We start from the raw sequence: 6,819 nt of genomic DNA, 5'->3' as shown, positions 1-6,819 counted from the left end.
CCCCCTTTTTTAACTTATGCTTTTGAGTGTGCGTTTTTTGAACCAAAATGAGTTTTTTTTACATATTATGATCAAATTTGTTTTAATACAGCAAAGAAAACTACTGTTACAATACCGCTTATACTCTTTAATTTTAGACGGTTTCTTAAATTTGAGCTAAAAATTAAGAATTGTCTTGGATCTATTATGCATCATACTCACTATTATTTATGTGCTGCACTTATAGCTGTTAGCCTTGCCCCAACTCTTCAAGCCAATGACACTGTAGCAATTGCCAATACAGAAAGCACAGCTGCTGAAGTGGGTACAGATACTACAGCCTCTGCCCCAACTGCAACTTCGACTTTTGAATCGCTTAAAGAACTTAAGAATGTTAAAGCTACAGATTTAAAAGTGAATGCAAATGCGGCACAACCTGATGAAGTAAAAGATCCCCTTCAACCGTTGAATCGTCAGATCTTTGCGCTCAACGATGTTGTTGACCGAAACTTTGCTCGTCCTGTTGCTGTTCAATATAAGAAAAAAGTTCCAGACACTGTACGTGGTTCTTATCGCGCTTTTCGTAAAAACCTAAATGAACCTTGGAATGCGGTGAATCAGTTAATTCAAGGCCGACCATTACGTGCTGCAAAATCTTTAGGTCGATTTACCATTAACTCTGTCACAACTTTAGGTTTTGCTGATCCTGCACGTCGTCTTGGTTTGGATATGGAAGAAGAAGGATTGGGAACAACGATGGGATATTACGGCGTTCCCTCTGGCCCATATATAGTTTTACCGATTATAGGTCCAAGCACGTTCCGTGATGGTGTTGGTTTCTTTGTAGATGGTCAGGCTCGTCCACAGCGTTATCTTTTTGATGATCAGGATGGTTTATATTGGTCGGATCAAGTGTTGCGTGGTATTGATACCCGTGCTCAGATTCTTGATGTTGAAGATGTATTGCAAGGTGATCGCTATGCTGCGATTCGCGACATCTACTTGCAGCGTAAAAACTTTGAGATTGCCCAGAAACGTGGCTTGGATGCAGACAATATTTCTTTTATTGATGAAGAAACTGATGATAGCCTAGATGAGGATCTTTCAACGCCTTCCGAATAATTTGTAAAACTTATTCTCAGGTAAAATTATACTTTTTCTAGCAATTACTTGATTGATATAGTACATCTAACGAAGTAAACGTAAGGATCATACAATTTATATATGTATTTCATTCAACCGACTCGCAATATTCCTTATTTAGATCAGGTGATTAACACTCTCCCGAGTGTACAAATGATTCACATAGATGACATAGATTTGTATGATCCTACAATTATTGCCATTGCTGATGTGCAAGATTATTTAATTCATCAATGGAATTTACCCACGATTGTCTTGGCTTTTGAAAGTGAAGGTACTGCCTTGGCACAAGCGTGGGAAATGGGTGCACTTGCAGGCTGGATCTGGAATCGACTTCCGGCAAATCCAGAACACTCTTTATTAAAAATCGACGCACAATATAAGCGTAACCAAGATAGCCGAGACCTGCCTTCTGCGGCTGAATTACAAAAACGGTTACTCCCTAATCCGATTGAATTAACCAACTATCGTATTGAAACCCTTTTTCAACCATCTGCCTATCTTTCTGGAGATTGGTATGACTATTGGAAACTCAGTGATAAAGAAATCATTTTCTATTTAGCCGATGTTTCGGGTCATGGTGTCACCAGTAGCTTGCTGACCTCTTGGATGGCGGCCTTTCATGGTCGTTCTAAGACACCAAGAGAATTGATTAAAAAGCTGAATGGGATGTTGGTACAGGAAAATATTGAAAAACATATCACCATGATTGCGGGTACACTGAATTTAGAAACCCACGTGTTAAAATGGTCCAGCGCTGGACATTATCCTCCAGCTATTATGTTAGAACCAAATCATCCTCCAAAAATCTTAAACACCAGTAGCTTTCCTTTAGGTCTGACGGAAGATTTAGAGGTTGAAGAATTTGAGTGTGTCTTAAATAAACAGACCCGTTTCATTATTTGTTCAGATGGCGCTCTAGAACCTTTTGATGGCGGATTGAACGAACAATTTGAACAATTGGTCTACCACTTGCAAAATCAATCATTCCAAGCCCCTGAACATGTGGCTGATGACATTGCTATTTTAAGTTTATGCAGAATGAATTAATTTGTTTTTCAAATACTTAAACATTAAGACATATATCTACGACTCAAGAATACTTGAGTCTACACTTGCCCTATGTGATAATTTTCCTATCCTTCTCTGAAAATGGCATTTATATGTCAACAGGTCATGTTGAATATGCAAGTTTGGATGGAACGCATATTTTTAAGCTTATTGGCGAAGTGCGTGCCCAATCTTGTATCAGTCTAGACAAACTTTTAAACCGAATTGAACAACAGTCAAATGTAGTTGGGGCAATCGTAGATTTAACCCAAACAACATTTATCGACAGCACCGTGTTAGGTATTTTAGCCAAATTAGGTTTGAAGCTAAAGCAAGTGCATAACATTCAAGCTGTCATGTTATCAACCAATCCAGATATCACGACTTTAGCCAATAGCATGGGCTTGGGTCAGGTTTTTGTCATCTTGAATTACTGCGGTGATCCAAGCGTATGCACACGTGAATTAATGGAAGAACACGTGACCCATAGCAATATGCTGACCACGGTACTGGATGCGCATAAAACCTTAATGAAATTGAACGAAAGTAATCAGAATATGTTTGAACCGCTGGTCAAACAACTCCAAAAAGAACAAGATAATCTGGAACAAGCGTCTAGTCAGCAAAACGCTTAATGCACCCGTTGCAAGGAACAACACATGCCTTTACTTTCTGTTGCTCAAATGAATTCTCAAAATGACATTGAAGAAAACTTCAAGGTCATTGAGGCATTTATTCAACAGAGTAAAGCGCTAGGTTCATCCTTAGTGGTTTTCCCTGAAAACTTTGTCTGTTTTGCTGCAGGGAAGCAGCGCGAAACCGCTGAACAGTTTGAGAGTATTCAAAAGCGACTTGAAGTTCTTGCCCATCAATATGAAATCTGGATTGTGGCAGGGACTTTGCCTTGTCCTTTTCGTCCTGATGGTTCAGTGATTCAAGATGGTCGTGTACGTACCGTCAGTTTATGTATTAGTCCTGAAGGTACTGAAGCACGCTATGACAAAATCCACTTGTTTGATGTACAAGTGGGTGATGCTGTTGGCGGCTATCAAGAATCCAAGTTTTTTGAACCTGGCACAGACATTGTGGTTGCCCAAACTCCCTTTGGCAATATTGGGATGATGGTGTGCTATGACTTACGCTTTCCTGAACTGGCCTTACACTTGCGTGCACGTGGTGCTCATATTCTGACTGCGCCAGCCGCCTTTACTTACACGACGGGTCAAATGCACTGGCAACTGCTGTTACAGGCACGTGCCATGGACAGTCAATGTCAGGTTTTAGGTGCAGCACAGCAAGGCTGGCATGGTGAGAAACGTCAAACCTGGGGACATACAGCCGCCACCAATAGTCGTGGACAGCTGTTGGATATCGTGACTGCTGAAGGCGCCCAATTAATTACAGTGCCATTTGATTTGCAAGAACAAGAACACATTCGTGCCTCTATGCCTTTGATGCAACATCGCCGACTGGCACATTATGGCTAATCCTTTAACACTCTAGTTGAAGTGTGATTTCCATTCAAGTTGCTAAGGCTGTATGCCTAAGCACAAGCTCTGTATTTTAGACCTAGCCCACCCTAAACTTCTCAATAGATTAATCACACATCTGGTCTGCTCTTTTTGAAGAAAAATGTTTACCCTTTTTCTACAAATCGGTTTGTTTGTTTCTTGAACTTTAATTTAAATCGTGTACGATATATTTGTACACAATATTATTGGGTGGATAAAATGTCGTTAGAACAAGTCGTATATCGTGCAAAAGCAAAGGCTACAGGAGGTCGTGATGGCCGTGCCGTTTCAGATGATGGTATTCTCGATGTCAAATTAACCGTACCTAAAGAAATGGGCGGTATGGGTGGTGGCACCAATCCCGAACAGCTCTTTGCTGCGGGTTATTCAGCTTGCTTTCTTGGTGCACTGAAATTTGTAGCTAATCGTGATCAATTTAAAATGCCCGCTGATGCTTTTATTGAAGGTGAAGTCGGGATTGGCCCTATTCCAACAGGTTTTGGCATTGAAGTGACATTGAATGTTCACCTTCCTGCCATGGATACTGCTGAAGCAGAAAAACTGGTGGCAGCGGCACATATTGTTTGCCCTTATTCAAATGCAACGCGTGGCAATATTGACGTAAATTTTAATATTCTTACCGCATAAGCATCGAACAATAAAAATGCGCTCAACGAGGAGCGCATTTTTTTATGCAGTATTTTATTGCATGATTATTCTTCAGTCGCATTGGTGACACGTAGCACTTCTTCCAAGGTGGTTTTACCCGCCAGAACTTTGCGCAAACCATCATCGCGTATTGAGCCTGAATGCTGTCGCGCATAATTTTCTAATTCAAACTCAGCTGCATTGCCATGAATCAGACGGCGCATGGACTCATCGACAGGTACAATTTCATAAATTGCGGTTCGCCCACTAAAACCGACATGCAAACACTGTTCACAACCATGCGGCTCTGGCAATTTCAGCCCCGAAACTGAAGTCTGCAGATGTTGAAACATTTGCTGTTCAAAAGCATCCGCTTCCCGCCAAGTGGTACAATGTGGACATAAGGTTCGCACTAGACGCTGGGCAATAACTCCGATTAATGAACTGGATAACAAGAACGGCTCAATCCCCATATCTTTTAAACGGGTGACCGCACCTATTGCGGTGTTGGTGTGCAAGGTCGATAGAACCAAGTGACCCGTTAAGGATGCTTGCACCGCAATTTCAGCGGTTTCTAGATCACGAATTTCTCCGACCATCACTACATCAGGATCTTGACGCAACATGGCTTTTAACGCTCTTGCAAAGGTCATATCTACCTTGGTATTGACCTGAGTCTGACCAATCCCTTCCAGTTGATATTCAATCGGATCTTCTGCCGTCAGAATATTACGAGTGTTATCATTCAAATCAGATAAAGCCGCATACAAAGTGGTGGTTTTCCCCGAACCTGTCGGCCCCGTGACCAGAATAATCCCGTGTGGGCGATGTACCAATTGCGTCAGACGTTGATAGTCTGGCTGTAACAAGCCCAAATGAGTCATGTTTAAACGTCCAGCCTGTTTATCCAACAGACGCATGACCACCCGCTCACCATGCGAGGACGGTAAGGTCGAAACACGGACATCCACTTCTCGCCCTGCAAGACGCAATGAAATACGTCCATCTTGCGGAATGCGCTTTTCAGCAATATCCAGTTTTGCCATCACTTTAATACGAGACACCAAAAGCGGTGCCAATTCACGGCGCGGCTGGACAATTTCACGCAGTTGACCATCGACCCGCAAGCGCACTGAAAGTTTCTTTTCAAACGCCTCAATATGAATATCCGAAGCACCAACGCGAATCGCCTCCGAAAGCAAGGCATTAATTAAACGGACAATTGGCGCATCATCTTCCTGATCCATTAAATCTTCTGCTTCAGGGACTTGATCGGCCAAACTGAGTAAATCGGGATGATCTTCTAGTCCTGCCGCGACTTGCTGAGATTCTCCGGTATCTCCAGCATAACTGGAACTTAACAAAGCATTAAATTTTTGGTCATCTAATAATTCATAATGGGCTGGAGCATTGAGTAAACGGCGCGCTTCTTGTAATGCAATCCATGCGGTATTTTCACGTCGCACAATAAAAATCTGATCACCTTCATATCGAAGTAAAACGCCATGTCGTTTGGCAAAACTATAAGGAATTTGTATTTGTTTAAGTATTTGCATCACAAAATTATAATGATGAAAAAGAGGCTTTTGAGTGTACTCTAAGCTTATGACAGCGTGAAGTCTGTTTTTGACTGAACTGACTAGAGGATTTTTTTATTTTGGCAGCATCTGATTTAGAGCATGCTCCTGCGGAGCATCTTCCCCTAAAATGGTGGGGAGAACAAAAATTCGAATTAAACCAAGCCAGAACATGGCAGTTCGGCACTTTATTGTTTCGTTTAACCCGTAGTATTAATGAATGGCGGCTTGAATACCATCGCCCACAATTTCAAAAAGACTCTGAACGCAAATGGAAAACCATTGAGGATCCTGACTTTGCTTTTCCACAACCGATTAAAATTGAACGGTATATGTTTCGCAAAACTCATGAAACCTTTCATTTGATGCCTCGTTTGGCCGATCGCTCAGTGGTAATTAAGCCCGTCGATCCAATTTACATTCCTGCAGGACAGCGCGGTACGTTGTATATCAGCACACCATTATGGATTGCAGGATTTGTGGAAAGCCAACGCGAACCCTTATTTGATCTACCGATGATGCAACCTAAAGACACCTGGTTTGGTCCAGACCAACGCACTGGTGAAATGTGCTATGCCACGGCCGTTGATGGGCGCACCGAGTTAAATCTGCTCAAGCCAAGTCCATTTCGCGCGGTGACTCCGATTGAGTTTCACAATACCAGCGGACAGCAATTACGCTTTGACCGCATGAATGTGCCCGTTGCCGCACTGCCACTATTTTACAGCGAAAGTACCGATCGGCTGTGGACGTCACAAATTAAAGTGGTGCATGAAGATTTAGATCGCCCACCACGGATTAAAATTGAAAACCGGACTCCGCCTTTGGCGGGCGAAGTGACCTATGTGCATGCACCTCGCTCCCCTGGCGGTGCCTTATTCAATATGTTTGACTCATTTTTTTAGGAGGCT

The 6,819-nt window shown here is 42.4% G+C and carries 7 protein-coding genes; 6 read left to right on the top strand and 1 reads right to left on the bottom strand.

The annotated features are described in order from the left end of the window. The first annotated feature begins 186 nt into the window (after positions 1–186). The 5 genes from AC6CHI_RS11665 to AC6CHI_RS11645 all read left to right on the top strand — a co-directional run bounded on the left by AC6CHI_RS11665 (position 187) and on the right by AC6CHI_RS11645 (position 4,331). Complete coding sequence (locus AC6CHI_RS11665; protein WP_498121408.1) at positions 187–1,101, top strand: MlaA family lipoprotein; 915 nt, start codon at positions 187–189, stop codon at positions 1,099–1,101. A gap of 102 nt (positions 1,102–1,203) precedes the next feature. After that, positions 1,204–2,172 carry an RsbU family protein phosphatase GigA gene (gigA, locus tag AC6CHI_RS11660; RefSeq protein ID WP_458892882.1) on the top strand — a complete coding sequence of 323 codons (969 nt, stop codon included), beginning with the start codon at positions 1,204–1,206 and terminating at the stop codon, positions 2,170–2,172. Between the two features lie 113 nt (positions 2,173–2,285). Next, complete coding sequence (gigB, locus tag AC6CHI_RS11655; protein ID WP_458892883.1) at positions 2,286–2,807, top strand: anti-anti-sigma factor GigB; 522 nt, start codon at positions 2,286–2,288, stop codon at positions 2,805–2,807. Positions 2,808–2,831: 24 nt separating this feature from the next. Continuing rightward, a complete protein-coding gene (locus AC6CHI_RS11650) occupies positions 2,832–3,659 on the top strand; it encodes a carbon-nitrogen hydrolase family protein (RefSeq protein ID WP_458892884.1) in 828 nt (275 codons plus the stop codon). 243 nt (positions 3,660–3,902) lie between these two features. Beyond that, positions 3,903–4,331, top strand: a complete 429-nt coding sequence (locus AC6CHI_RS11645; protein WP_498121407.1) for an organic hydroperoxide resistance protein — start codon at positions 3,903–3,905, stop codon at positions 4,329–4,331. Positions 4,332–4,396: 65 nt separating this feature from the next. On the opposite strand, the gene gspE is transcribed toward AC6CHI_RS11645, so the two are convergent. After that, positions 4,397–5,887 carry a type II secretion system ATPase GspE gene (gspE, locus tag AC6CHI_RS11640; protein WP_458892886.1) on the bottom strand — a complete coding sequence of 497 codons (1,491 nt, stop codon included), beginning with the start codon at positions 5,885–5,887 and terminating at the stop codon, positions 4,397–4,399. A gap of 101 nt (positions 5,888–5,988) precedes the next feature. Between gspE and AC6CHI_RS11635 the strand changes: the two genes are divergently transcribed. Beyond that, the gene (locus AC6CHI_RS11635) at positions 5,989–6,813 is read left to right on the top strand and encodes a DUF432 domain-containing protein (protein WP_458892887.1); all 825 of its coding nucleotides are present in this window, start codon (positions 5,989–5,991) and stop codon (positions 6,811–6,813) included. The last annotated feature ends 6 nt before the right edge of the window (positions 6,814–6,819 follow it).

The organism is Acinetobacter sp. GQ146 (genome assembly GCF_059758585.1).
This window is presented reverse-complemented; position numbering and strand designations above follow the sequence as displayed.